This window comes from Janthinobacterium sp. GW456P, assembly GCF_002127655.1.
In the GTDB taxonomy this organism is placed as follows: Bacteria; Pseudomonadota; Gammaproteobacteria; order Burkholderiales; family Burkholderiaceae_D; genus Janthinobacterium.
The window spans coordinates 126,904-152,749 of record NZ_NEHB01000005.1; the positions used below are offsets into that span (position 1 = coordinate 126,904).

The 25,846-nt window shown below is 63.2% G+C and carries 20 protein-coding genes; 18 read left to right on the plus strand and 2 right to left on the minus strand.

What is annotated here, in order from left to right; genetic code table 11:
* Window positions 1-12: 12 nt before the first annotated feature.
* Window positions 13-1,239, plus strand: a complete 1,227-nt coding sequence (locus CBW66_RS07340) for a hypothetical protein (RefSeq protein WP_086136630.1) — start codon at window positions 13-15, stop codon at window positions 1,237-1,239.
* A gap of 60 nt (window positions 1,240-1,299) precedes the next feature.
* Window positions 1,300-3,186, plus strand: a complete 1,887-nt coding sequence (locus CBW66_RS07345; RefSeq protein WP_086136631.1) for a propionate--CoA ligase — start codon at window positions 1,300-1,302, stop codon at window positions 3,184-3,186.
* Between the two features lie 44 nt (window positions 3,187-3,230).
* On the opposite strand, the gene CBW66_RS07350 is transcribed toward CBW66_RS07345, so the two are convergent.
* Window positions 3,231-3,953 (minus strand): S24 family peptidase, encoded by a 723-nt coding sequence (locus tag CBW66_RS07350; RefSeq protein ID WP_086136632.1) that lies wholly within the window; start codon window positions 3,951-3,953, stop codon window positions 3,231-3,233.
* A 149-nt stretch (window positions 3,954-4,102) separates the two neighbouring features.
* Between CBW66_RS07350 and CBW66_RS07355 the strand changes: the two genes are divergently transcribed.
* The 16 genes from CBW66_RS07355 to CBW66_RS07430 all read left to right on the plus strand — a co-directional run bounded on the left by CBW66_RS07355 (window position 4,103) and on the right by CBW66_RS07430 (window position 20,555).
* Window positions 4,103-4,516, plus strand: a complete 414-nt coding sequence (locus tag CBW66_RS07355) for a FeoC-like transcriptional regulator (RefSeq protein ID WP_086142938.1) — start codon at window positions 4,103-4,105, stop codon at window positions 4,514-4,516.
* A 25-nt stretch (window positions 4,517-4,541) separates the two neighbouring features.
* Window positions 4,542-5,084, plus strand: coding sequence for a zinc finger-like domain-containing protein (locus CBW66_RS07360; protein ID WP_086136633.1), 543 nt, complete (start codon window positions 4,542-4,544; stop codon window positions 5,082-5,084).
* Between the two features lie 338 nt (window positions 5,085-5,422).
* Complete coding sequence (locus tag CBW66_RS07365; RefSeq protein ID WP_086136634.1) at window positions 5,423-6,628, plus strand: phage tail tube protein; 1,206 nt, start codon at window positions 5,423-5,425, stop codon at window positions 6,626-6,628.
* Between the two features lie 74 nt (window positions 6,629-6,702).
* A complete protein-coding gene (locus CBW66_RS07370) occupies window positions 6,703-7,146 on the plus strand; it encodes a hypothetical protein (protein WP_086136635.1) in 444 nt (147 codons plus the stop codon).
* Between the two features lie 140 nt (window positions 7,147-7,286).
* Window positions 7,287-7,490 (plus strand): hypothetical protein, encoded by a 204-nt coding sequence (locus CBW66_RS07375; protein WP_070289667.1) that lies wholly within the window; start codon window positions 7,287-7,289, stop codon window positions 7,488-7,490.
* Between the two features lie 24 nt (window positions 7,491-7,514).
* The gene (locus CBW66_RS07380) at window positions 7,515-10,826 is read left to right on the plus strand and encodes a hypothetical protein (RefSeq protein WP_139841545.1); all 3,312 of its coding nucleotides are present in this window, start codon (window positions 7,515-7,517) and stop codon (window positions 10,824-10,826) included.
* Entirely contained in the window at window positions 10,823-12,292 is a 1,470-nt protein-coding gene (locus CBW66_RS07385; protein WP_086136637.1) for a hypothetical protein, read from the plus strand. Before CBW66_RS07380 ends, CBW66_RS07385 begins: the two co-directional genes overlap by 4 nt.
* Window positions 12,289-13,770 carry a hypothetical protein gene (locus CBW66_RS28390; RefSeq protein ID WP_139841546.1) on the plus strand — a complete coding sequence of 494 codons (1,482 nt, stop codon included), beginning with the start codon at window positions 12,289-12,291 and terminating at the stop codon, window positions 13,768-13,770. Before CBW66_RS07385 ends, CBW66_RS28390 begins: the two co-directional genes overlap by 4 nt.
* On the plus strand, window positions 13,770-14,258 hold the full coding sequence (locus CBW66_RS07395) for a DUF4376 domain-containing protein (protein ID WP_170932936.1): 489 nt from the start codon (window positions 13,770-13,772) through the stop codon (window positions 14,256-14,258). The genes CBW66_RS28390 and CBW66_RS07395 overlap by 1 nt, the downstream gene beginning before the upstream one ends.
* The gene (locus tag CBW66_RS07400) at window positions 14,255-15,085 is read left to right on the plus strand and encodes a hypothetical protein (protein WP_086136640.1); all 831 of its coding nucleotides are present in this window, start codon (window positions 14,255-14,257) and stop codon (window positions 15,083-15,085) included. Before CBW66_RS07395 ends, CBW66_RS07400 begins: the two co-directional genes overlap by 4 nt.
* Window positions 15,085-17,070: a tail fiber domain-containing protein gene (locus CBW66_RS07405; RefSeq protein WP_086136641.1), complete on the plus strand. Its 1,986-nt coding sequence runs from the start codon at window positions 15,085-15,087 to the stop codon at window positions 17,068-17,070. Before CBW66_RS07400 ends, CBW66_RS07405 begins: the two co-directional genes overlap by 1 nt.
* Window positions 17,071-17,138: 68 nt before the next feature.
* Window positions 17,139-17,567, plus strand: coding sequence for a hypothetical protein (locus CBW66_RS07410; RefSeq protein ID WP_086136642.1), 429 nt, complete (start codon window positions 17,139-17,141; stop codon window positions 17,565-17,567).
* Window positions 17,568-17,581: 14 nt separating this feature from the next.
* Window positions 17,582-18,079 carry a glycoside hydrolase family 19 protein gene (locus CBW66_RS07415; RefSeq protein WP_086136700.1) on the plus strand — a complete coding sequence of 166 codons (498 nt, stop codon included), beginning with the start codon at window positions 17,582-17,584 and terminating at the stop codon, window positions 18,077-18,079.
* Window positions 18,076-18,402 (plus strand): hypothetical protein, encoded by a 327-nt coding sequence (locus tag CBW66_RS07420; protein WP_086136643.1) that lies wholly within the window; start codon window positions 18,076-18,078, stop codon window positions 18,400-18,402. Before CBW66_RS07415 ends, CBW66_RS07420 begins: the two co-directional genes overlap by 4 nt.
* A 146-nt stretch (window positions 18,403-18,548) precedes the next feature.
* Complete coding sequence (locus CBW66_RS28935; protein WP_170932937.1) at window positions 18,549-18,713, plus strand: hypothetical protein; 165 nt, start codon at window positions 18,549-18,551, stop codon at window positions 18,711-18,713.
* A gap of 342 nt (window positions 18,714-19,055) precedes the next feature.
* Complete coding sequence (locus tag CBW66_RS07430) at window positions 19,056-20,555, plus strand: nucleobase:cation symporter-2 family protein (protein WP_230492216.1); 1,500 nt, start codon at window positions 19,056-19,058, stop codon at window positions 20,553-20,555.
* A 34-nt stretch (window positions 20,556-20,589) separates the two neighbouring features.
* Here CBW66_RS07430 and CBW66_RS07435 read toward each other — a convergent pair whose 3' ends face one another.
* Window positions 20,590-25,632, minus strand: a complete 5,043-nt coding sequence (locus CBW66_RS07435) for a diguanylate cyclase (protein WP_086136645.1) — start codon at window positions 25,630-25,632, stop codon at window positions 20,590-20,592.
* Window positions 25,633-25,846: the final 214 nt, after the last annotated feature.

Here is a 25,846-nt window from a genome sequence, read left to right on the forward strand (position 1 = left end):
GGAGCGCGGACCATGACGGCACCTCCTTTCAAATCCTATCTGGCCGTACTGGCGCTGGTGCTGGCGGGGGGCGCCGTGCTGGTGGGCGCCTTCGTCGTGGTCGTCGACCCTTACGGCCTGTATGGCGTCGTCCAGCGCGATAATTTCAATGCCGTCAAGCCTGGCCTGAGCCGCTACCAGAACCAGATCAAGCAGGAACATGCGCTGCGCAGGCAGCCGCGCTTCATCATCCTTGGCAATTCGCGCGCGGAGATCGGTTTCGATCCGCGCGCCAGCGCCTTGTCGGCGCTGGGCGCCGGCTACAATCTGGCGATTCCGGGCACGGGCCTGGCGACATCCGCCAGCCAGTTTGCGCGACTGCGCCAGGCCGGCGTCCGGCCCCGCACGGTCATCGTGGGCATGGAATTCATCGATTTTCTCAATCCCGCCGTCGCACCGTCCGCACGTCCGGCGCCAGCGGCGACCGCGCCGGCGCATGGCCGCGCCTTCTGGCGCTTCGATGCGCTCTTTTCGCTGGCCTCCGTCAGGGATGCGGTGCACACGCTGCGCATTCAGCACGACGATGAGGCGGCCACCTTGTCGGCCGATGGCTTCAATCCCTTGCTGGAGTACGGCGCCCATGCGCGCCGGGATGGCTACCACAAGATGTTCACGCAGCGGGCGCAGGAAAGCGCCGCCAACTTGCGCCGCAAATCGACGCGGGGGCTTGCCACCGAAGACTTTCAATTGCTGCGCACCTTGTTGCTGGCGATGGCGGCCGCCGAGGCCGATATCAAGCTGGTGATTTATCCGTATCACGCGCAAATGCTGGCCATGTTCGAGGCTGCGGGGCTGTGGCCCCTGTTCGAAGTATGGAAAGCACAGCTGGTGCGGGAAATTGGCGCGGTCAAGGCGCGCTACCCGGACGCGCATATTTCCCTCACTGATTTCAGCGGCTATGGCGCATACAACTGCGAGCCGATACCCGCCGCCAATGAGCGCGGCACTGCCACTCGCTGGTACTGGGAGGCCGGACATTTCAAGAAGGCGCTGGGCGATATCGTGCTGCAGCGCGTGATGTCGCCGCAGGATATTGCGTCTGCCGATGGGCAATTTGGCATGCCGCTCGATGATGCCAGCCTCGAGGAAAACCGCGCGCGGATTGCGCGGGAACGCAGCAGTTGCGCGGCGGCGCAGCCGGCATTGTTTTCAAGGCAGCTGCTCGCCACACAGCATAGCCACACTGGAGGAAGCAGATGAACAGATAAGCAGAACATGCACGAACAAAAAAACACAGATTGCACGCCTACTGGAGGAGACATGAATTTCGCAGCATTTTATCAACGCTCGATCGATACGCCTGACGCTTTCTGGCGCGAGGAAGCGGAAAAGATAGCCTGGCATACCCCGTTTTCGCAAGTGCTCGATTACTCGCGCCCGCCGTTCGCCAAATGGTTCGTCGGCGGCACCACGAATTTGTGCCACAACGCCGTCGACCGCTGGGTGGACAGCCAGGGCGATGCCGCCGCGCTGATCGCCATTTCCACCGAAACGAACACGGAACGCAGCTACAGCTTTCGCGAACTGCAGCGCGAAGTGGAGCGCTGCGCCGCCATGTTGCAGTCGCTGGGCGTGGTCAAGGGCGACCGCGTGCTGATCTACATGCCGATGATCGCCGAAGCGGCGTTTGCCATGCTCGCTTGCGCCCGTATCGGCGCCGTGCATTCCGTGGTGTTCGGCGGCTTTGCCGCCAACAGCCTGGCCAGCCGCATCGACGATGCACAGCCCAAGCTGGTGTTTTCCGCCGATGCCGGTTCGCGCAATGGCAAGGCGATCGCCTACAAGCCGCTGCTCGACGAAGCCATCCGTATCGCCGCACACAAGCCGCGGCAGGTGCTGCTGGTCGACCGCCATCTGGTGCCGATGGAACTGATGCCGGGCCGCGACGTCGATTACGCTGCCCTGCGCGAACAGCACCTGGACGCGCGGGTGCCCGTCACCTGGCTCGAATCGAACGAGCCCTCGTACGTGCTGTACACCTCGGGCACGACGGGCAAGCCGAAGGGCGTGCAGCGCGACGTGGGCGGCTATGCGGTGGCGCTGGCCTCGTCGATGCAGTACAACTTCTGCGGCAAGCCCGGCGAGACCTTCTTTGCCACCTCGGATATCGGCTGGGTGGTGGGCCACTCCTACATCGTGTACGGCCCGCTGATCGCCGGCATGGCCACCATCCTGTACGAGGGCTTGCCGATCTGTCCCGATGCGGGCATCTGGTGGAGCATCGTTGAAAAATACCGGGTCACGCGCATGTTCTCGGCGCCGACGGCCATCCGCGTGCTGCGCAAGCACCCGGTGGAACTGATGCGCAAGTACGACTTGTCTTCCCTGAAGGCGCTGTACCTGGCGGGTGAGCCGCTCGACGAAACCACCTCGCAATGGATCGCCGACGAACTGAAGGTGGACATCATCGACAACTACTGGCAGACCGAGACGGGCTGGCCTATCCTTTCGGTGGCCAAGGGCATTGCCGACACGCCCACGCGCCTGGGCAGCCCGGGCCTGGCCATGTACGGCTACCAGGTCAGGCTGCTCAACGAAGCGACGGGCGAGGAGTGCGGCGCCAACGAGAAGGGCGTGCTGGTGCTGGAAGGCCCGCTGCCGCCCGGCTGCATGCAGACGGTCTACGGCGACGATGCGCGCTTCGTCGACACCTACTGGTCCACCTTCAGCGGGAGGCAAGTGTATTCGACCTTCGACTGGGGCGTGCGCGATGCGGATGGCTATTACTTCATCCTGGGCCGCACCGATGACGTGATCAACGTGGCCGGCCACCGCCTGGGCACGCGCGAAATCGAGGAAAGCATCACCAGCCACCCGAACGTGTCGGAAGTGGCGGTGGTGGGTGTGGAGGACAAGCTCAAAGGCCAGGTGGCGATGGCGTTTGTGATCCTGAAGCATCCGCAGGGCTTCGACAGCGCCCAGGCGAAAGCGGAACTGGAACGGGAAGTGATGGCCGTGGTTGACCGCCAGCTGGGCGCCGTGGCGCGGCCCGCGCGCGTGCTGTTCGTGGCGCAGCTGCCGAAGACGCGTTCGGGCAAGCTGCTGCGCCGCTCGATCCAGGCCATCTGCGAAGGGCGCAACCCGGGCGACCTGACGTCGATGGATGATCCGGCGGCGCTGCAACAGATCCAGGCAGCGCTGGTGTAAGCGCCATGACGAGAACGAAATTTATCAAACGATAAATTTCGTTCTCAGATCCGGTCGCTTTCCTTGCGCACGACCCGGCCCACGATCAGGCATTCATTGCCGCGGCACAGCTTGCGGTGGTATTTGCGCTGGTCGGGGTTGTCCGAGGTCAGCCACCACTCGCCGATATCGCGCGCCATGCGCTTGACCACCGGTTCGCCTTCATAGTTGATGGCAAACACGATGCCGTCGGCCGGCCGGTTGTCGGCCGTATTGATGATCACCACGTCGTCTTCGTACAGGGCCGGCTCCATGCTTTCGCCCTTGACCTTGATCGCCACCAGTTTTTCAGGGTGGTAGCCATTGCGGTCCACCCAGCTGCGCGGCACGCTGATGGTGCTGCCGTCGTGCGTTTCCGGTTCGATGGCAAAGCCCGTGATGCCGGCCGACAGGCGCAGCTTCACCTTGCGGATCGGGTAGAAGCGTTCATCCTCGCCATCATCCACCACCACCGGCCGTGCGCCGCCAAGCGCGGCCAGCGCATGCGCCGCCATGGCCGCCTGGTCGGGCGCCGCGCCCTGGTCGAAGTACATGCTGTCCAGCTGCAGGTCCGCTTCCAATTTGCGCGCGATCTTTTCGCTGAAGGCGCGCCCTTCGCGGTACGTGGGCGAGAGGATTTGCGAGATGCGCGCCTCGCTCCAGCCGCTGACGTCGGAGATTTTCTTGCGGGTGTTGTCGTAGTGCTCGCGGATCAGGGCCAGTAGGCGGTCGCGTCTGTATTGATACATATTCATCTCCACATTAAACCTGAAATTTACCGTTTGATAAATTACCAAATGCTTGACTTTAACATTAGCGATTGATAAAGTCTACTTGTTGCTTGTCGCAAACGCACTACAGCGTCTGCTGGCGGGCAGCACCACGGGAGGTCAGGCAGATGTTGAACAGCAGTCAGTCGGTTGAAAGCAGGGCGGTGCCGCGGCAGGGGCGCCAGTTACAGGGACGCAGCAAGAAGTCGCAGCTGCATATCGCCCGCATCGCGCAGTACATCCGCGAGCAGGGCCAGGCCAGCGCGGCGCAGTTGTCCGCCTTGCTGGGACTCGACGCGGGTACCATGAGCCGCTATTTGCGCCACATGTGCGGCATGGGGCAGATCCACCTGGCGCAGCGCCATTGCACGGAGCCGGGCCGCCAGCGCCCCGCCCTGTACGCGCTGGGCGAGCAGGACGACGAGGTCGACGGCTGGGCCGAACTGCCGCCGCAGGTGCGCCGCACGGCCAGCTGGCCACGCGGTGCGGCGCGCCGCGATCCGCTGGTGGCGGCCCTGTTCGGGCCGGCGCGGGAAAACTAAGACAAGTATCAACGAGGAGAAAATCATGGGGTTTGCAGAAAAATTCATCGCATCGCTGTCGTCGCAGAACCTGCGCGACGATGCCGTCCACCACGACCTGGACGTGATCGCGGCGGCCGCGCTGGCCGGCGACATGGGCGCCTTGCTGTGCCGCGTCAAATACGCGGACGGCACCGTCAGCCGCCTGTTCGAAGGCAATGCCGGCAACCTGGCGCAGCTGCTGCGCGCCTGGACGGCCGCCGTGACGCAGAAGGGCCGCGCGCGGCGCTGGGTCAAGGCGCACACGGCCTGGGATGCGCAGGCGGCCAATACCTTGTACCGCCGCGTGGCCGAGGCATCGCTCGCGCATTGGCTCGACAGCAAATGCAAGGTTTGCCACGGCACGGGCGTCGTCGCCGCCATGCAGGCCGGCGCGCCTGTCGTCTGCAAGGCTTGCCAGGGCAGCGGCGAAGCGGCGATCAGCTGCTCCGGCGGCTTCGAGCTCGAACGCATCAAGGACATGGTCAGCGAGCTGGAAGGCATCTTCCAGTCGCACGGCGCCCGCGCCATGCGCCGCCTGGGCCATTAAATAAGTTTTGCAATATGCCTGGCACTGAAAAAAAACGCCCCTACAATAGAGTCTCGTTCAGGCAGTAACAGCAGCGACAGCAACACCGCAGTACAGCAGGACCACATGCTTCTCCACTCGTAATAGACGCGCTCAAGGCGCGACACCGATAGGGGAAATCAGCGCAGCGAACGGCCTTCATGGCCACCATCGCCCATTCCATCCGGCACGGCCTCGCGCCGTCCGGACGCCAGCCCGCCGCCTCACCGCGCGGGCTTTTTATTTTCCCGATACATGGCAGTTCCCCCCTCAAGACCGCACCTGTGGTCTTTTTTTTCATCCCACGAAAGGTATTACTTATGGCATCGACAGCAAACGGCATCGACAGCTTGATCGTTATCAGCAAACAAAGCGCCGAAGGCAGCAAGGCCGCTGCCGGCGGCGGCCAGATTTATCCCCGCGTCACGGCCACCTTCGACACGGAAGCGGACAAATACGCGAGCGCCGAAATCGACGCCAGCCAGCAGCAGGGCGATACCCGCCTGGGCAATTTCCGCACCACGGGCGCCATCAAGGCCGAAGCGGCGTGCGGCACCTATGCGCCGCTGATGGCGGCGCTGCTGCGCCGCGACTTCACGGCCGGCGGCGTGGCTGCCGCGCAAACCACCATCGCGGCGGCCGCCTCCGGCCTGACGCGCAGCGCCGGTTCCTGGCTGGCGGAAGGCTTCCGCGCCGGCAGCGTGGTGCGCATCACGGGCATGACGGCACCGGCCGCCGCCAACAACGCGAAGAATTTCTTCGTCACGTCGGTGACGGCGACCAACCTGAATGGCCAGTTCATGGACGGTTCGGCCATGATCGTCAAGGCGGCCGGCGATTCGGTCGGCGTGGCGGCCGTGGGCAAGCGCAGCTTCACTCCCTTGAGCGGCCACACCACCGACTGGTTCACGGCCGAAGTGCAGGACCCGAAGATCGGCGTGCACCGCAGCTTCGTCGACCAGCTGGTCAGCAAGATGGATATCGCCGTCCAGCCGAACGGCATCACCAGCCTGGACTTCACGCTGATGGGCAAGGCGGAAGGCCCGACCACGGCCGTGCCGTACTTCCCCACACCGCTGGCCGCGCCTGGCACCGGCAAATTCTCGGGCGCCACGGCGATGCTGTCCGTGAACGGCATCCCGTCGCAGATCTGCACCGGCATGTCCGTCTCGCTCGACGGCCAGGTCAAGGTCGACCCCGTGATCGGTTCCAAATACGCCACGGCAGCCTCGCGCGGCAAGGTGATGGGCTCGGGCCAGTTCACGGTGCTGCTGCAGGACGCCACCTACCTCGACTACTTCAAGTCCGAGACGGAAATCCCGCTGGCCTACGCCATGGCATCGGGCACGGCGCCGGCAGCCGACGTGCTGGCATTGGCCATGGGCCGCATCAAGATCACCTCGGCCAAGATCGACGACGGCGAGAAAAACAAGATCGTCACCTGCGCCTTCGACGTCCTGCGCTACAAGGGCGCCGATGCGCAGCATGAAGCGACCACCCTGACCATCCAGGACAGCGCGCTGTAAGCAGCTAGCGCCGGCACCGGGGCCGCCGTGATGGCGGCCCTTTTACTTTTTACTACATACAGAAAGCAGCACACATGAACAACGCACAAAAAATCCAGGCAGGCTTCGACATCGGCAATATCCACGCGCCTGCCACGCCCGTCACCTTCGACGTGCCCGTCATCTTCGACGCGGACGGCGAAGCGGTGGCCGGCCTGACCATCGTCGGCAAGAACAGCGAGCAGTACCGCCTGGCCAACAACGCCGTGCGTGCCGAAGGCTACAAGAAATCGGCGCGCCGCAAGACGGCCATCGACGCCTCCACCGACGAAGGCGCGGAACTGCTGGTGCAAGCCATCGACGGCAACCAGAAACGCCTGGCGCTGGCCGTGGTCACGGGCTGGTACGGCTTCACCAGCAACGGCGCGCCCGTGCCGCTCGATGCTGCCTTGCTGGAAGCGGCCTTTGACAAATACCCGACCTGGCAGGAAAAAGTCACCACGGCGCTGGAAAACGAGTCGAATTTTTTGAAACTCTGACGGCCAGCCTGCTGCGCTACGCCGGGCACCAGTTCGAGCGCGGGGCGCGGGCGGCCGATGGTCACGCCAAGGGCGAGCATATCGATGCCGCCCGGCGCCATCCTTTGTTCCGCGCGCCGCCCGAAGAGGCAACGCCACCCATGCCGTTCGAGCTGGCCCACGTGTGGGAATGGTTCGCGCAATTGAACCGCAAGCGGCAGAACGGCATGGCCGTCAACCCCATCGCCAGCACGGAAATCCTCGCCTGGCAAGCGCGCCACGGCATCGCCATCGAGCCGTTCGAGCACCAGCTGCTGGACCAGCTCGACGCGCTGTTCCTGTCGCACCAGCATGCGGCGGGCTGACCCGCATTTTTCAACCCGGCCGCCATGCGCGGCCTTTTTAATGGGCCAGACATGCCAGAGATAACAGAATTAAAACTTGTCATTGACTTGACGAAAGCGACCGACACCGCGCAGGTACTGAAAGCAATCAGCGAGGCCAGCCTGGCTGCGGCCGAGGGCATGAAGGCGGCCAATACGGAGGCGGAGTCGTCGGCGCTATTGCTGCGTGCCCTGGCGGAGCAGGCACGCGACGCCACCGCCGCCTCGAAGGCCATGGGAGCATTGAATAGCGGTGAGGCGAAGTCGCTGGCCGAAGCATTCAAGGTGGTCAATGGCCTGGGCAATGCCTATTCGAGGCTGGCGGCTTTCCGCGCCGCAGGTAGCACCGCCACAGCTGGTGCAGGCGCCAAATATGGCGCTTTTGCGTTTGATGAACAGCGCCAGGACAAGCTGGACACGGCAGGCAAAGAGGCTGCCGATGCCAAGGCAAAGGCGGCACCGGCGGCACCGGCGGCGCCGGCGGCGCCCACGCGCAAATACAGTGAGGCGGAGTGGAAGGAAACAGGGGAATTTGCCGATAAATTGGCGACAAAACTGGAGAAGGCTTTTGGCAATGTCGGTGGGGTTATCGGGAAAATGACTGCTGCCATGGTCGGCTTCGGCAAGGCGCAAGAGGATATCGACTTCAACTTCGCCAAGGAAGTGAAAGAAGACCCGTCCGAAAAAGGGCAGGAAAAGGCGCAGGAAAACAAGAAGAAGGCCACGGTCAAGCAGTATCACGACATGGCGACTGCCGCGAAGGGCTTTTTCAAAGAGAAGTCGGCCGGCTATGAACTCATGGAAAAGGTGGAAAAGGGATTCCGCGCCTATGAATTTGCCATGAATGCCAAGTCGCTGTTTGAAAAGCTGACGAATATCACCCTTGTGACAACGGCGAAAACTGCGGCGACCACGGCCGAGATTACCAGTACTGCGGCCTCTGTTGCTCCAGTAGCTGCCGCGGAAGCTGCCAAGTCCAGCGCGTATGGCACGTCGGCTCTCGCCGCGTCGTTGGCTGCGCCATTTCCCGCCAATATCGGTGCATTTGCGATGGTAGCTGGCATGCTGCTGGCAATTGGGGTCGCTGTTTCCGGTGGTGGCGGTGCCGATACTACGGCCAGGGACCGGCAGGCGGCCACGGGTACGGGTACGGTGTTGGGGGACTCCAGCGCGAAAAGTAATTCGATTGCAAATTCACTGGAAATCATGGAGAAAAACTCCGGCCTGGGGCTGGCGTATTCCGCCTCGATGGCCTATTCGCTGCGCCAGGTGGCGACAGGCATTGGTGGCTTGGGCGGGCTGTTGGTGCGTAATTCCGGCGTAACTGGCGTTATGGCCGCGGATAACAAGGGCAGCGCGGCGGCATTTGGTTCTTCCGCGATTGCCGTTGCAATCACTGGCGGCGTCATTGGACTGACACTCGATAAGCTGACGGGGGGGCTGGTAGGAAAAATCACGGGCGGCATCCTTGGTTCCATCTTCGGTGGTAAAACGACGACGATCGATACAGGCCTGATGTTGAACAAGGCTACGCTGGACAGCATTCAGGCGGGCGGGGTATCTGCCAGTCAGTACACGGATACCAAAACGTCGGGCGGCTGGTTTTCCAGTGATAAGAAACGTACGGCCTTGAGTGGCCTTGATCGCGAAGCGAACGACCAGTTCAGCAAAGTTATTCTCGGCCTGTCCGACACCGTCAAGGCTGCGGCCGGTGTGCTTGGGATGGACGGTGATGCATTCAATGCGCGGTTGAAGTCCTTCGTGGTCGATATGGGAAAGATATCGCTGAAAGACCTGAAGGGCGACGAGATTCAGAAAGCGCTGGAAGCCGCATTCTCCAAGCTGGGCGATGATATGGCCAAGTTTGGCGTTGGTGGCCTGGAGCAGTACCAGAAGGTCGGCGAGGGGTATCTGGAAACCTTGGCGCGCGTTGCGAATGACTACACGCAGGTGTCGGACGTGCTGGCCGTGTTGGGCAAGTCGTTCAACAGCTCCGGTCTTTCCGCCGTGGCCCTGAGCGAAAGCCTGATTAATGCGGCTGGCGATCTCGATACCCTGACCAGCGGCACCAGCTTCTTCGTGCAGAACTTCCTGAGCGAAGCCGAGCAGATGGACCCCGTCACCAAGTCGGTGCGCAGCGCGATGGCGGCGATGGGACAGTCCGGCGTGACGACGAGCGAGCAATTCAAAGCGCTGGTGCTGGCACAGGACTTGAACACGGTCGCCGGCCAGAACATGTATGTGCAGCTGCTTGCCATCGCCGAGCCGTTCAAGAAGGCGGCCGACTATGCGGCCGACCTTTCCGCCGCCACGGGTGAGCTGGCCGAAGTGAGCAAGACGGCCAGCGAGATCGCCAGCGAGCGCAGGGATATGCAGCAGCAGTTGAACCAGCTGACGCAAAGCGAAGCGCAGTTGCTGGCGGCTCAACGCAGTAGCGTCGCCGAAGTCAATCGGGGGCTGTTCGACCAGATACAGGCCGTCAAGGCGGTGACCAGCGCGAAGGACGCGCTGGCCAAGGCCTACGAGACGGAATCGGCGGCGGCCAAGTCGGCGCTGGAAAAGTCGAAATCGTGGGTAACGACCTTAAACGGGCTCAATTCCAGCATGGCGCTGGGCGCCCAGTCGACGCTGACGCCTGAGCAGAAATATGCGGAAGCGCGGGCGCAGTTCGAGAAAACCCTGGCGGCCGCGAATGCGGGCGACACGACGGCGCAATCGGGGCTGTCTGCCGCCGAACAGGCTTTTTTGACGGCATCGCAAGTGGTCAATGCGTCCGACGCCCGCTATGCGGCCGATTATGCCCGCGTGGTGGAAGCGAACAAGGAAGCGTTGAAATGGGCAGCGGCGCAGGTCGATGTGCAGCAGGCCAGCCTCGATGCGCTCAATGCCCAGGTGTCGGGCTTGATCACCATTAACGACAGCGTGCTGACGGTGGCGCAGGCCATTGCCGGTCTGCGGGCGGCGATGGGCGGTGCGGCAGACCTCGGGGTGCAGTTCAGCAATCCTCCCGTAGTCGCGGCACTGGCCGCGATGACTTCTCCCGTTACGGCGGCCGTCTTCGACCCCGTGCGCTATTCGTCGGCCGCGAACGTTGGTTCCGACGTTCTCGTCGCTGAAATCCGCGGCCTGCGCGAAGACAACCAGGCCATGCGCGCCGAATTGGAAGGCTTGCGTGCCGACCAGCGGGCGCAAACGGGCGCCACCATCCAGGCCACCTTCGAATCGAACGCCAACGCTGCCAGGACGGTGGTCGATGGCGTGGACAAATCGTCCAGGGCATCTGCCTGGGCCAGTGCAGTGAAAGGAGAATACGCATGACCGATGCGCAATTTCAGGAATGGCTGCAAAGCTCGTCGGCCATCCGCATGGTGCTGATCGAGGCGCAAGTGAATGTGGCCGGCAGCGAGGTGACGCGGTATATCGCTTCGCGGCCCTACGTGACCGGCCCGCAGGAGGTGCCTGCGAATACCGCGTACCAGCCGCTGGCCAAGGGCGGCCTGGCCTTCACGGAACAGGTCAGTCTGTCCGGCGAGGCGGGGCTGTCGGGCGGCGATATCGAACTCGATAACGCCGATGGCGCGCTCGATGGCTGGCTGGGCGACGTCTGGATGAACCGGCCCATCAAGGCCTGGGCCGGCGATCCCTCCTGGCCGCGGGCCGACTTCCGGCTGGTCTTCGACGGCATCATCGCCGACGTGGCCAGTGCGGGGCGCGAGTCGGTCAACCTGGTGCTGCGCGACAAACTGCAGCGCCTGAATACGCCGATCTCCGAAGCCAAACTGGGTGGCTCGACGCCGAACAAGGACGCCATCCTGCCGATACCGTTCGGCGAGTGCCACAACGTGGCGCCCTTGCTGACCAATCCCGCCACCCTGGAATACGGCTTTCTCGGCGCGGTGGAATCGACGTTCGAGGTGCGCACGAACGGCAAGCCGATCGCCGTGGCCTTGAATGACCAGGCGGGCCGCTTCAAGCTGACGACCGATCCGTTTTCCACCACGATCACGGCCAGCGTGCAGGGCGACAAGGGCGGCGGCTATGCGCCGCGCATCGCCCCGCTGGTGCAGCGCATCGCCACGGCCTACGGCAAGGTGGCCGACCGTTTTACCGCGGCGGACCTGGACCTGGCCAATCTGGCTGCCTTCGATGCGGCCCACCCGCAGCCGGTGGGGCTGTATGTTGCGGACCGCACGAACCAGGCGCAGGCCATCCAGCAGCTGGCAGCCAGCGTGGGCGCCCAGGCGGTCATGTCGCGCACCGGCCAGTTGCGCTTGGTGCAGATCGCCTTGCCTGCCGCCGGCGTGCCGCTGGCGATCGGTCCGGAGCAGATGCGCGAACGCTCGTTGCGTCCCGCGCAGCGCCTGCCGGTGACGGCGGCCGTGAAGATCGGCTTCGACCGCAACTACACGCTGCAGGCGGGCCTGACGACCAGTATTCCGCCCGCGCATGCGGATTTGTATGCCACGGAATGGCTGACCGAAACCGTGGTCGACGAGGCGGTGCGCACGCGTTACCGCCTGTCCGACGACCCGGTGCAGAGCGATACCTGCCTCAAGACGCGGGCCGATGCCCGCGCGGAAGCGCAGCGGCGCCTGGCCTTGAGCAAGGTGCCGCGCACCATTTACGAATTCGATGGAGAACCCGAGATGATGATGCTGGAACTGGGGCAGCCCGTAACTTTGCGCGCTGAACGTTTTGGCTTGCAGGATGGTGTGCCGGGCGTGGTGGTGATGCTGTCGCGCCTGTGGCTGACGGGCAGAGTGACGGTTGGGGTGCTGGCATGAGCGCGATTGTGGGGGAGCGTGACAAGCTCATCATGAACACCGTGCCGCGCTTCGCGCCGGCCAACGACCGCGTGCTGCTGTTGGCGGCGACTGCACAGGCGTTCAAGGTGGCCGCCACGACTATCGCCGCCCCTGCCAGCATCGATTTCACGGCCGGCCTGGTGAACATGCAGGGCCAGGTGGCATTCACCGCCAGCAATGCCAGCGTGCTGACGCGCGTCGGCAACGTGGCCACCCTGGCGTATGCCGGCATGGTAGGCGACAGTGTGACGATCACGGCGACCATCGTGGCTGACGGTCTGACCTACACGGCCAGCCAGACGGTGAGCAAGATTTTCGACGGCCTGACGGGAAACTCGGCACGGATCTGCTATAGCAAGACCAGTTTGCTGTCTCTGGCCGGCGTACCGGCGATGCTCAGCACGGAGGGGGCAACATCCTATCCGCCGATTGATACCTGGGGCGCCGGCACGGTATGGCAAGGGTCGCCGCCGCTGTTTGGCGCAGGTGAATCGCTGTACCGGTCCGATGGTATTTTCAATCCGGCCAGCGGTACGACCAAGTGGGCGGCGCCGTATTTGAATGCGCTGAAGGTGGGGCAGTTGAGTGCGATTTCCGCCGATCTCGGCAAAGTTACTGCCGGCGATATTTACAGCGCGACGCTGCACGGCGGTAGTGGTTATCCCACCAGTGCCTATGCATGGCCAAACAATGGCGGTAGCGGTTTCCATCTGAGCGAGAGTGGATTGCTGTTTGGCAATCCGGGACTGGGAAAGTATGTGCAGATCGATGCGGCAGGCAATATCTATGCACCTGGCTTTTCCATCATCAATGGCAGTGCTGTTTTTAGCGGCAACCTGGACGGCGTCAAGGGCACCTTCTCGGGAGAGTTAAGAGCGGCGAAGGGCAGTTTTGCCGGTGTCTTGGATGCAGCCAAAGGAAAATTTTCCGGTGAGCTGGACGCTGTGAAAGGTACATTTTCTGGCGACCTTTCATCTGCGCGCGTGTCTGTTGGCACCGCCTCCGCTGCAACGGCATTTTTCGAGCCCGGCTATCCATCGATTTCCCTGCAGTCGTCCGCATCCGGGGTATTTGTTAAAGCTTCGTCGCTCAGTTCTGCAGCTGTATTTACGGATTTGGAAGTACTGTTCAAGCACAACGCTCCAGGGTGGCCTGCCGCGCTCCGTATCCGCTCTGGCAGAGTATTTTTTTCAATCGTTTGCACGGCGGTGGTCGACGATCAACTGAGCATCTGGTATCGCATCAATGGCGGGGACTGGCTCTGGTTGAGCGGAGTCCAGGAGCGGCAGGACGGCGATGCTCCTGCCGCAACGGTCTACGGACTTACTTTGGACATCAACGTGGGTGACACCGTCCAGTTCGGTGTTTCCGGCACCAATGCATATCTTACCGCTGCGAATATGGGCAAGCTTTATGTTAAACAATGTCAGGCGATTGTGATCGCAAGGAATTTTTAATGGGAACAATAATTATTAACAGTGACGGCACTCAAACAAACGAGCGCACAGGAAAGACGATACCGCCCCAGCCCAGCGAATATCACGAATATGATGTGGCGGCAGACATGTGGATAGATGCAAGAACGCTGGATGGCGTCAAAGTGCGCACTTGGGATCGCATCAAGGCGGCACGCTGTGCAGCGGAAGCCGCGGATTTCGCGTGTAATGGCGTCGTGTACCAGGCAGACAAGGATCGCATAGTTGGTGCGACGCAGCTCGCCATGATGGCGCAGGCTGCCGTCCAGCCATACAGCATTGACTGGACCTTATCAAATAACACCTACCTGACGCTCGATGCTGCCGGCATGATCGCCGTTGGCGCAGCTCTGGGGGCGCACGTTGCCGAGGCATTCGCCATTGGCCTTCACTTGCGCCAGCAGATCGCGGCAGCGAATTCCTTTGAAGAACTTGAGGCCATTGTTTGGCCAGCGCGGAGTGAGGTATGAACAACTTGCGCATCATCCATGACAACGCCGGCGACCGGGCAGTGCTGACCGCGTCCAGCCAGGCTGGCGCGCTGGGGCCGGCCAACCTGCAGCACGAGGGCAAGTATGACGTGCTGCGATCGCTCGGCCAGGCTTTGACCATTACGGCCACCTGGCCCACGCCCGAGATCATCGGCGGCGTGGTTCTGCCATTTTGCAACCTGACGCCGACGGCGACGATTCGCGTGCGCGGCTACGTCGAGCCAGGGGATGCCGTACCCGATTTCGATATCGGCACCGTGCCGGCATGCGAGTACGCGCGCCTGGGCATGTGGAACTGGGGGGCGCTGCCCCTCGGTGTGAATGCATTCAGCTACGGAGGTGGCACGTATGGCCGCAGCTGGTTCCAGATGCGCAGCGTCAAAAAACTGGTGATCGACCTGGTCGACCCCGATAACCCTGCCGGCTACATTGAGGTTGCGCGCCTGGTGGCCGGCGCCTGGTGGAGCCCCGAGCAGAACGCATCTTACGGTGCTGGCGTCACGCCAGGCGATACCAGCAGCCAGTACCGCAATGGCGCCGGCGAGCAGAAAGTCGAGCGCGGTGCGTTGTACCGAAAACTGTCGATTTCGCTCGACCACATGACGCCACTGGATCGAGCCGAGCTGTGGCGCATCGTGCGCGGGAATGGTCTGTCGCATCCGCTATTCGTCAGCCTGTTTCCGGACAGCGACGACGTCGAGCTCGAGCAAACTCACCAGGTGTATGGACGCCTGGTCAACTTGGCCGCCATCACCACGCCATCTTTCCAGGCATATACCACCACCATTGAAGTCGAGGAGCTGTAATGACTGATGCTTTTAAATACGGCCAGCAGGATCTGATCTATCAGCTGAACCAGTTGGCCAAGGCGAAGGATATTGTCGATATCCCGCAGAATTCCGCGGCGGCCGCCGCGAGCGCTGCCGCTTCGGCGGCTGCAGCCGCTGCGGCGGCACAGTCGGATGGCACTGCTGCCATCGCTGCGTCAAAGGCTGAGGCTGCCCTCAAAGCGCTTGAGGCGCGCTATCTTGGCGCCAAGGCGCTACCGCCAGACGTCGACAATAATGGCGGTGCGCTGCTGGCCGGCGCGACCTACTGGGACACGGTGCTGAACGGTGGTTGCCTGCGCGTATTCCAGGCTGGCGCCTGGGTGACGATACCGGCCAACGTGGCGTCGCAAATCAGCAGCACGCCGGTGGGCGGGATTAGTGCAGCGAATGTGCAGGCGGCGTTGAATGAGCTTGAGCTGAAAAAGGCGGCAACGACCAGCCTGGCCAAGGTGGCCATTTCCGGCAACAAAGTTGATGTTGGCCTGGGGAATGTAGACAATACCGCCGACGCGTCAAAACCAGTCAGCGCCGCGGTGGACAGCGCGTTGTCATTGAAAGCCAATGCATATAACGCGGTGTTTGGTGGTGTCATCGGCGGGGATTTCTCCAATGCGATTCATGATGCCCGTGTGCTGTTGCGTACGACAACAGCGAATGGTCCCACTATTGTTGGCGCGATGCCTAATGGTACCGGTACGGTCGCGCAATTCAATGCCTATGCCGACGATAACCCGCAGAATACCTCCTTGGCCTCGCTGGGCGTCGTCAGGGCTGATAGTGTCAGGCTGTCTTCTGCGAAAATTGGTACGGGAAGCTTTCTTCCATTGAAATTTTATACCGGTGATACGAACACCATGACTCTTGGTATTAACGGTAATGTGAGCGTGGGAGAGCAGCGTCCGGTTGCCGGCTATCGGTATCTGGATGTGGTGAACGAGGCCAGCGGAACGGGCAATTGTTCGATCATGAGGCTGATTACAAAGGCGACATCGGGGGCCGGATCCACGTCGGCGGATATGTTGAAGAATTCCAACGGTCAGTTTGCGATTATTAACTACGAGCCTAGCAGTGCCGGAACCATTTATTTCAAAACCAGTACGTCAGACGCGATGCTGTTTCCTGGCGGATTTCAGGTCAATGCGCCTGGCCAGAATACAGTGGCGGTCAAATCCGCAGGGGGCTACACAGCGCTGGCGCTGGACGCGGCGCAGGGCCAGGCATCGTATATTTTTAGTTATAACAATGCGATCGAGCATGGGCGTGCTTGGTTTGATAATAATGCAATACTGGGTGGTTTCAATATCGCAGTAAAGCGAGCAGGTGTTTTAACTGCCATACTTTGCGTGCAAGGAGATTACGTCTACCCATTCGAAGACAATGTGATTGGGTTGGGCAGCTTCAACCGGCGCTGGACAAATGTATACGCTTCTTCTGGTGCGGTTCAGACATCCGACGCCAGGCATAAATCGCCAGTCCTTGCCATGTCTGAGCACGAAATTGCGGCTGCAAGCCAATTGGCCAGAGAAATAGGTAAGTATCGCTTCCTGGATGCAGTGAAGGAGAAGGGCGCTGCAGCGCGTCAGCATGTTGGCATGACGGTGCAACGGGCAATCGCTGTCATGGAAAGTCACCAGCTCGATCCGCTCGCCTACGGCTTTATTTGCTATGACGAGTGGGGCGAAAAAACCACCGAGCACCCCGAGATCCAGCCGCCGGATCAAATGCCCCCACCTGTTGTGAACCACCATGAAGCCATGGGCGCTGGTGAGGCCTTCGACGAAATGCTCACTGTGGGAAATACCGCCCCTGGCGCGGTTCAAGCTGCTCGAACGGTAGTCCAACCCGCTGGCAGTATCTACAGTTTCCGTCCTGATGAATTAAATCTGTTTATCGCGCGTGGCCAGGCCGCCCGCCAGGATCAGCTGGAACTGCGGCTTGCTGCACTTGAGCTTGCTGGCTAGCCATCTACTTGTTACCACTTCAACCCGCCTCGGCGGGTTTTTTCATTTCCACCACCTGAAAGGCAATCATGGCCCTCGAAACCACCGCCGCCGGCGGCGCATTGATCAAACTGTTTGGCGTGCCCGTGCTGGCCGGCGCCGCCGCCACGTCGCTGGGCTTTATGTTCATGTGGCCCCAATCCACGAAGGAGGCATTTATTCGTTTTTGTTCCAGCATCATCATTTCCACCTTTCTCGGCCCGCTGCTCGTGGCGGCCGTGCTGTCGTGGTGGCCCAGCCTGTTCGACAGTGCGAAAACCGTGGCGGGCCTGTATGGCGGCGACCCGGCCACGGGCTTCTTGTTTATCGCCGCGCCGCTGATGGTGGCGGCCGGCTTGCCCGCGTGGTGGGTATTGGGCGCCAGCGTGCGCTGGTTCGACAAGCGGCGCGGCAAGGATATCGGCGAACTGGCGGTCGATGCGGCCGCCGTCGTCAAGGATGTGCGGGGCGTGCTGTGACGGGCGCGCAATTGATGCAGATCATGCCGCTGGCCGGCCGCCGCGCTACGCTGTTCCTGGCGCCCCTGAATGCGGCGATGGCCGAGTTCAGCATCGATACGCCGCTGCGCCAGGCGGCGTTCCTGGCGCAGGTGGGCCACGAATCGGGACAGTTGCGCTACGTGCGCGAGTTGGCCAGCGGCGCTGCCTATGAAGGTCGCGCGGACCTGGGCAATGTGATCGCCGGCGATGGCGTGCGCTTCAAGGGGCGCGGCTTGCTGCAGGTGACGGGGCGCGCCAATTATGCGGCGTGCGGCGTGGCGTTGGGCCTGGACCTGCTGGCGGCGCCGCAGTTGCTGGAGCAAACGACTTTTGCGTGTCGCTCGGCCGGCTGGTTCTGGCAATCGCGCGGGCTGAACCGGTTGGCCGATGCGGGCGACCAGGAACGGGTGACGCGCCATATCAACGGTGGCGTCAACGGCCTGGCCGAACGCCTGGCCTTGTACCGCGTCGCGCGCAAGGTGCTGGCATGAAGCCGTCGTTGAGCATTGTGGCCATGCTGCTGTTGCTGGGGGCAGCCGTGTTTTGCGCGCAACGCTGGGGCCGTGAAACGGGCCGTGCCGCGTGCGCGGCGCAAGTACTCGACGTGCAAGCCGTGTTGCGGCGCCAGAGCCAGGCGCTCGATACGATGCGGGAAGAGGGCGCACGCCGGTCGGCGCGGGTACGCCAGGCGTTGGCCACGGCGCAGACCGGGCAGGCGGACGCGCAAGCGGCTGCGGCGCGCATCCTGGCGCTGCAACCCGCAGGCGGTGCCTGCCTGGCCGCCGAGGCGCTGATCGCCAGCGAAATGCCATGAGGCCGCTGCGTGAGCGCGTGGGGCGGCAGAGCGCGTGGTGGCGGGCAAGGAGGCGAGGTGTCAAAAGTGTCGCCAAGGTATTGTTGGCGAGTCTGCTGACCGGCTGCGCGGCATGCGGTCCAGCATCCCAGGTGGAGGCGTGGCAGGTGAGCGCGCCATGCATAGTCACGCGCCCCGTCGCGCCCGTCTTGCCGGCGGTGCCATCCCACGGCATCTTCGAGCAAGTACAGGCCTTGCTGGCGCGCGAGCACTTGCGGGCCGCCCACGTGCTTCAGCTGGAAGCGCTGCTCGATGCCTGTAGTGGCATCTAAGCACAAGTCAGAGTCACCAGTCACCAGTTTCATGCTGCCAGCCGTCGGTGAGGAGTAGTCTGCCAGCACTGCCGCCGTTGCCGCCTTCTGGTGCATGCGCGGGGCGGCATGCGAGAAAACGGTGCACCCGCCGTCGAATTGCTTGATCTCCGGTGATTTTCGGCAAAAATTCTGTATACAATCCACCTGGCACGATGCATGCATTGCTAACTGGTCGTCCCATCCAAGGAGCTTCGCATGCACCATCTGCCGCCAGTGTGTTCCTGTTGTCCCGTTTCTCTCTTGTTTTTTCCATTCACCTGCGCCCATCCGGCGCGCGGTAACCGAGGAAATGGAGCGTAAATGGCCTCTCCCCGTTTGAAATCCATCCACCGCGGCGTGCCCGGTCGCGCGCCTGCCGCGCCATCGCCCGTCGATGAAATCCTGCCGGCCGGGAAACTGTTCACCCTGGGTTTGCAGCACGTGCTCGTCATGTATGCGGGCGCCATCGCCGTGCCGCTGATCGTCGGCCGCGCGCTCAAGCTGCCGCCCGAGCAGGTGGCGGCGCTGATCAGCGCCGACCTGTTCTGCTGCGGCCTCGTGACCCTGATCCAGTCCCTGGGACTAGGCAAACATTTCGGCATCCGCCTGCCCGTCATGATGGGCGTCACCTTTGCCGCCGTCAGCCCCATGCTGGCCATGGCGAACAATCCGGCGCTGGGCATCACCGGCATCTTTGGCGCCGTGATCGGCGCCGGCGTCGTGTCCATGCTGATCGCGCCCTTCATCAGCCGATTGCTGGCCCTGTTTCCGCCCGTGGTCACCGGCAGCATCATCGCCGTGATCGGCGTGTCGCTGATGCGCGTGGGCGTAAACTGGGCCATGGGCGGGCCGCCAGCCATGGCGCAGATTGCCGATCCCGTTTTCCTCAAGATGGCCGCTGCCGCGACGGCGGCCGGCTTGCCCGCGCCGCCTGGCCCCGTGCCCATGATCGCCAACCCCGGCTACGGCGCGCTGGACAACATGGGCATCGCCTTCTTCGTGCTGGCCGTCATCTTGTTGGTGGCCAAGTATGGCCGTGGTTTCCTGCCGAATATCGCCGTGTTGATCGGCATCATCGCCGGCACGGCCCTGTCGTTTGCGCTGGGCAAGGCCGATTTCGCCAAGGTGGCCGGCGCCAAGGCGTTTGCCATCGTCACGCCGTTCCAGTTCGGTATGCCGACTTTCGACCTGGTTGCCATCGCGACCATGAGCCTGGTGATGATCGTCGTCATGATCGAGTCGCTGGGTATGTTCCTGGCCTTGGGCGAGATGACGGGCAAGCGTATCGAACAGGCCGACATCGGCCGCGGCTTGCGCGTCGATGGTCTGGGAACATTGATCGGCGGTATCTTCAATACCTTTCCGTACACCTCGTTTTCGCAAAACGTGGGCCTGGTGGGCGTGACGGGCGTGCGCAGCCGCTGGGTCTGCGTGGCGGCCGGCATCATCCTGCTCATCATGGGATTGATCCCGAAGATCGCGCAGACGGCCGAAGCCGTGCCGGCGTTCGTGCTGGGCGGGGCAGGGCTGGTGATGTTCGGCATGGTCGCCGCCACGGGCATCCGCATTCTGGCCGGCGTCGATTACAAGAGCAACCGCAACAACCTGTTCATCGTGGCCCTGGCTATCGGTTTCGGCATGCTGCCGCTGGTAGCCGAGCAATATGCGCAGCACATGCCGAAAGTCCTGTCGCCGTTGCTGCACAGCGGCATCCTCCTGGCCGCCATCGTTGCCGTGCTGCTCAATCTGTTCTTCAACGGGCTGGCGTCAAGCGAAAAAGCGCGGGAGCAGGCGCGCGCGAGCAGCCATGGCAGCGAATGAGGCACGGCCGGCGCCGTGAACGCGGCGCTGCCGCTCAGCCAGGCGGCAGCACCCTGAGCACCACGCAATTGCGCCCTTCATCCTTGGCGTGGTACAGCGCGGCATCGGCCAGGCGCAGCAGGGCGTCCGGATCGGCGGCTCCCGGTGCCGGCTGGACCGCGATGCCGACGCTGATCGTCACCTGCCGCGCCTCCGCGTTCGCGTGGGAGATACCGAGATCTTCGATCGCCCGCCGCAGTGCTTCGCCGATCTGGCGCGCTTCGTCCGCGCCGGTGTTGGGCAGCACGATCGAAAACTCTTCGCCGCCATAGCGCGCCGTCAGGTCGCCCGCGCGCCGCATGCCGGCCGCCAGCGCATGCGCGACCCGGACCAGGCATGCGTCGCCGGCCTGGTGGCCGTGACTGTCGTTGAAGCGCTTGAAGTAGTCGACATCGAGCATGATGACGGCAAGCGGCCGGCCGACGCGCGTGGCCCGCGCACATTCGGCACGCAACACGTCGTCGAAATGACGCCGGTTCGCCAGGCCGGTCAGACCGTCTGTGATGGACAAGGTCGCCAATTTGCGGTTGGCGTCTTCCAGCTGTTCCGTGCGTTCGGCAACGCGCCGTTCGAGGCTGTCATGCAGCCTGGCGCTGGAGATCGAGATCATCGCCTGTGCGCCGAGCATGCGCAGGAACGCCACGCGCTCCTCCGTGAACGAGGCTTCGGCAAGCCGGTTTTCGAAGTACAGGATGCCGCCGATCTGGCCGCCGTGCCGTATCGGCAGGCACATGGCGGCGCGCGGGCGCTGCAATTGCACGTAAGGGTCGGCGGCAAAGCGCGAGGCGCCCGTGATGCTGTCCTCGATCACCTCGGCGCCGGTGCGAATGACGTAGCGCAGCAGCGACAGCGGGAACTGCGGGTCGCTGGCGGCGTTCAGGTCGAGCGGGCGCGCTTGCAGGACGGCGACGCCATCGCCATCGATATTGGCTTCCAGCTGGTAGCTGCCATCGGACAGCAGCAGCAGGCGCGCCACCTGCGCGCCGGCGTTTTCGCACACGATGGAAATAAGGCGCGTCAGCACGTTGCGCAGGCCCACTTCGTTGGACAGGATCTGCGACGCTTTCAGCAGCGACACCAGGTCGAGCGCTGAACTGCCGTGCGTGTGGGAGACGGAATGCCGTTGCGCGCCGCGGCCATCCATCCTTGACAGCAGTGCGCCATGGCGCGCCTGCAGCTGCGCCACCTTGCCCTGCGCGCCCCACTGGCCGTAATGCGCGATGGCGTCCTGGATGAAGATGCCGGCCACGCGCGCATGTCCCTGGTCGAACCAGCATTCGCCGCACAGTTCATTGCCCAGCGCTTGCATGTTGACGTAGCCCGCCAGGCCGGCCGCGTCGATCGCCTGCTGGTAGCAGCGCGTGGCCAGCTGCAGGTCTTTCCGGTAGCGTGCCATCTCTGCCATCACCAGCAGGTGCTTGGCGTCGCTATTGTCCGAGCCTTGCCTGGACCAGTCGGCGAGGCTCGTTTGCAGCGTGTCGACCACGGCCAGCATATCGCCCGCATCGGCACGCGCAGGATCGCGCCGCAAGGCGCGGATCAGGATCAGCGCGGCGTAGAAGCTGCACTCGGCAACCTTGGCCTGGCCGCGCATGATCTGGGTGACTATGCCAAGCTGGCCGGCCAGCGGCTCGGCGTCGGCGCTGTCGAACAAGTAGGCGTTGCGTATTTTCCCCTGCAAGAAGTAGGCGCGGTACAGCTGCGAGCCGCCATACTGATCGAGGAAGCGCGCCTCGCTGAAAGCCCCATCATCGTAGCTGTCGTGACGGGGCAGCAGGCCCATCAGGCATTTGATCGGCTGGACCGCGGCGGCGACGCAGCAATCGGCCATCGCCTGCTGGCCGTTGGCGCGCATCAGTGCCAGGTCGTGCTCGATGTCGTGCATCAGGTGCGGCAGGTAGTCGCCGAGGATGATGCGGTCGGTGGCGCGCACGGCCGCCACCACGCCGACTTGCACGAAGTCGGCGATTTCCAGCGCCCAGCCAAACGCTTCTTCGTACAGGGCGTCGGAGCTGCGCAGCGGCTGCGTCCAGTGATTGCAGAGCGCGCCGAACATCAGGCCCGTGAGCGTGCGCGTCTGCAGGTTGGCACGGCGCCTGGCCAGCGCCATCGCCATCGCCCCGAAGGCGTAGCCGCGTGCAATGTCGCCGCTGTACAGCGCAAGCATCATCGCGTAGCCGACATAGGCGACAGCGCTGAAATCGCTGTTTCCCCGCTGTATCGACAGCCGCGTCATCGACACCACCATCAGCGCGCTCAGATCCTGCTGGCCGGCGTAATAGCTGGCCATCCACAGGCCCTGCATCATCTGCATGGCGGCTACGGCGTCCGGTTCGCACATGTCATCGGCCGCCAGCAGGGTGTCGGGCGCGTGCGCGCCAGGCTGCCGCCCGATATCGGCGAGAATGTCGCTGAAGCGCGCTTTCATCTGCGCCACCTCGTGCGGAATGTCGATGTGCAGCAGGGCCAGGCCGTCGCGCTGCACGGCGATGGCGTCGAGCAGGCGGCCCTGCAATTGATACTGGTGCGCCTGGATGGCGATGCAGCGCACCTGCAGCAAGGGGCTCAAGGCGCGGGCGCGCACCAGCGGGTAAATCGCCTCGGCCGTATCGAACTGGCCGCACAGGTAAGCCGCTTCGGCCGCGCCCAGCTGCAGGTCGAGCCAGAGGCCGACATGGACCTTCCACGTCTGCGCCGGCAGCAGCTCGAGACCTATGCGCATGTGTTCCAGGGTAGACTGGAACGCGGCGGAACGTCGTGCCTTGACGCCGGCCTGCAGATTGAGCGTCGCCAGCTGCACGCGCTCGTCCGCATCTTTGATCAGCGCGCGACCGGCGTTGAGCTGCTCGACGATTTCAAACAGTGTTGCGTCCTGGTGCTGCGGCGCCGTATGCCGCAGGAGCAAGCGGCCGATGAGCAGATGGTTGGCCACGCGCGTAGCGTCGTCGGCGATCAGGTAGGCGGCCTGCTGCACCCGGTCGTGCAGGAAGCGGTAAGCGACGCCGCTGTTGGCCGCATCGTTGTCGCCACTGACGTACTTATAGCGTTCGTCGAGCGGCTGGATCAAGCCTGCCCTGAGCGCCGGCCACAGGTCTTGCTGCGTTCGGCGGGGCGCGCGATCCACTGCCAGCGCGAGCGTATCGAGCGTGAAGCGGTTGCCGCAGGAGGCGGCCAGTTGCAGCAGATGCTGCGTCACCGTGGGCAGGCGGCGGATTTTTTCCAGCAGTACCTCGACCACGTTGTCGGTATATGTGGCCTGTTCTATCGCGGGCAGGTCCCAGTCCCAGCAATCGTCGGCGGCCCGGTAGCGCAGATGGCCCGTTTCATTGAGCGAAGCGAGGAACTGGTTGAGAAAAAAGGGATTGCCGGCCGTCTTGCGGTAGCAAATACTGGTCAACGGCGCACAATCGTGGGTTGCCACGCGCACGGTGGCCGAGACCATTTGCGCCACCTGCGGCTCGGTCAATGCGCTCAGTAACAGCGTCGACAGGCGTACCTCGCGCGCGCGCAGCTTGTCGCGCAGCGCGATCAGCGGATGCGCGTCGCTCACTTCGTTGTCGCGGTAGGCGCCGATGAACAGCATGCAGCTCTTGTCGCAGGAGACCATCAGCAGTTCGATCATTCGCAACGTGGCCGCATCGGCCCATTGCAGGTCGTCAAGGAACAGCACCAGCGGATGTCCGGCGCAGGCGAACACTTCGACGAAGCGGGGAAAGAGGCGGTCCAGGCGCAGCTGGGCCTGTGCCGGGTCCGACGCGGGCACCGCGTCCGTGGGGCCGACGACCAACGCCAGTTGGGGAATCAGTTCGACCAGCATGCCGATGCCGCTGCCCAGCGCTTCGTGCAGTTTGGCGGACCACTGCCGCAGCGTTTCCTCGGGCTGGCCGAGCAGCTGGCGCACCAGCCCCTGGAAGGCCTGGATCAGCGAGGCATACGGCACATCGCGCTGGAGCTGGTCAAACTTACCGGACAGGAAGCAGCCGCGCCGCGCGATGATGGGCTTTTGCACTTCATTGACGACCGCCGACTTGCCGATGCCAGAATGGCCGGCCACCAGCAGCATCTCGCACTTGCCCGCGGCGCTGCGTTCAAATGCCGCCAGCAGCACGGCGATGGCATCCTCGCGCCCGTGCAGCGTTTGCGGCACGAGGAAACGGCCGTTGTGGTCGGACAGCTTGAGAACCTGCGCCGGCTTTTGCGCGCGGCATGCTTCCAGATCGCTGCGCAAACCCTGCAAGCTCTGGTAGCGCTGATCGGCATTTTTTTCCAGCAGCCGCTGGATGATCGGCAGTAGCTGGCCAGGCAAGCTTGCCAGCGCCGGGTGCGACCAGTCGGGACTGCGCGCAATGTGGCAATGCACGAGTTCCATCTCGTCGCCCGTCTCGAACGGCGCCTGGCCGGCCAGCAGTTCGTAGAAGGTGGCGCCCAGCGCATAGAAATCGGCGCGCCAATCGACGCGCCGGTTCATGCGTCCGGTCTGTTCCGGCGCCATGTAGCGCAGCGTTCCTTCCAGGGTCTGGAGATTGGCGATGCCTTGGCTTTCGTAAGGCAGTTCACAGGCGATGCCGAAGTCGATCAGCTGCAGCAGGCGCCGGCCGCCATTCCACACCAGATTGGCGGGATTGATGTCTTTGTGAATCACGCCCTGACGATGAACCTCGTCCAGTGCCGCGCACAGTTGCAGCGCGATGTCGAAAAAGTCGTCCAGCGCCAAGGCGGGTTGCGACGGCATCCTGCGCGCCGCCACCTGCGCACGCAACACCTGGTCGAGCGCCTGGCCACCGCAATCTTCGACGATCATCGTCCAGCACCCGCCGTGCAGCTGCAGCGCCAGCGGATTCGCCACGCCAGGATGGCGGCAACGGCGCGCGATCGCATACTCGCGCTTGAATTGCGCCAGTTGCTGAAAGGAGGGGAACTGCTGATTGGGTTTCTTGACGATCAGCGCGGTGCCATCGGCGGCCCTGGCACGGTAAACCCGTGAGCGGGCACCGCTGTGCAGCTGTTTGATGATCTCGTGGTCGAAAAGAGAGCGCATGGGCTAGCAGTACACAGACGGTTGCGGGAGCCTGGAGGCGCACATTTCGGAATATTACTTGATTGTAAGTATTATATCAGTAGGGGGCTGTGGAGGAGGGAGAGGGGGCGATGTGTTGTAAAAACATCAGTGGGAGCAGGTTAGTCCGGGTGTGGGCATTGATCGTGATGACAGTCGCGGCAAGTTGAAGAAGTGGAGGTGATGGAGGTGTCGG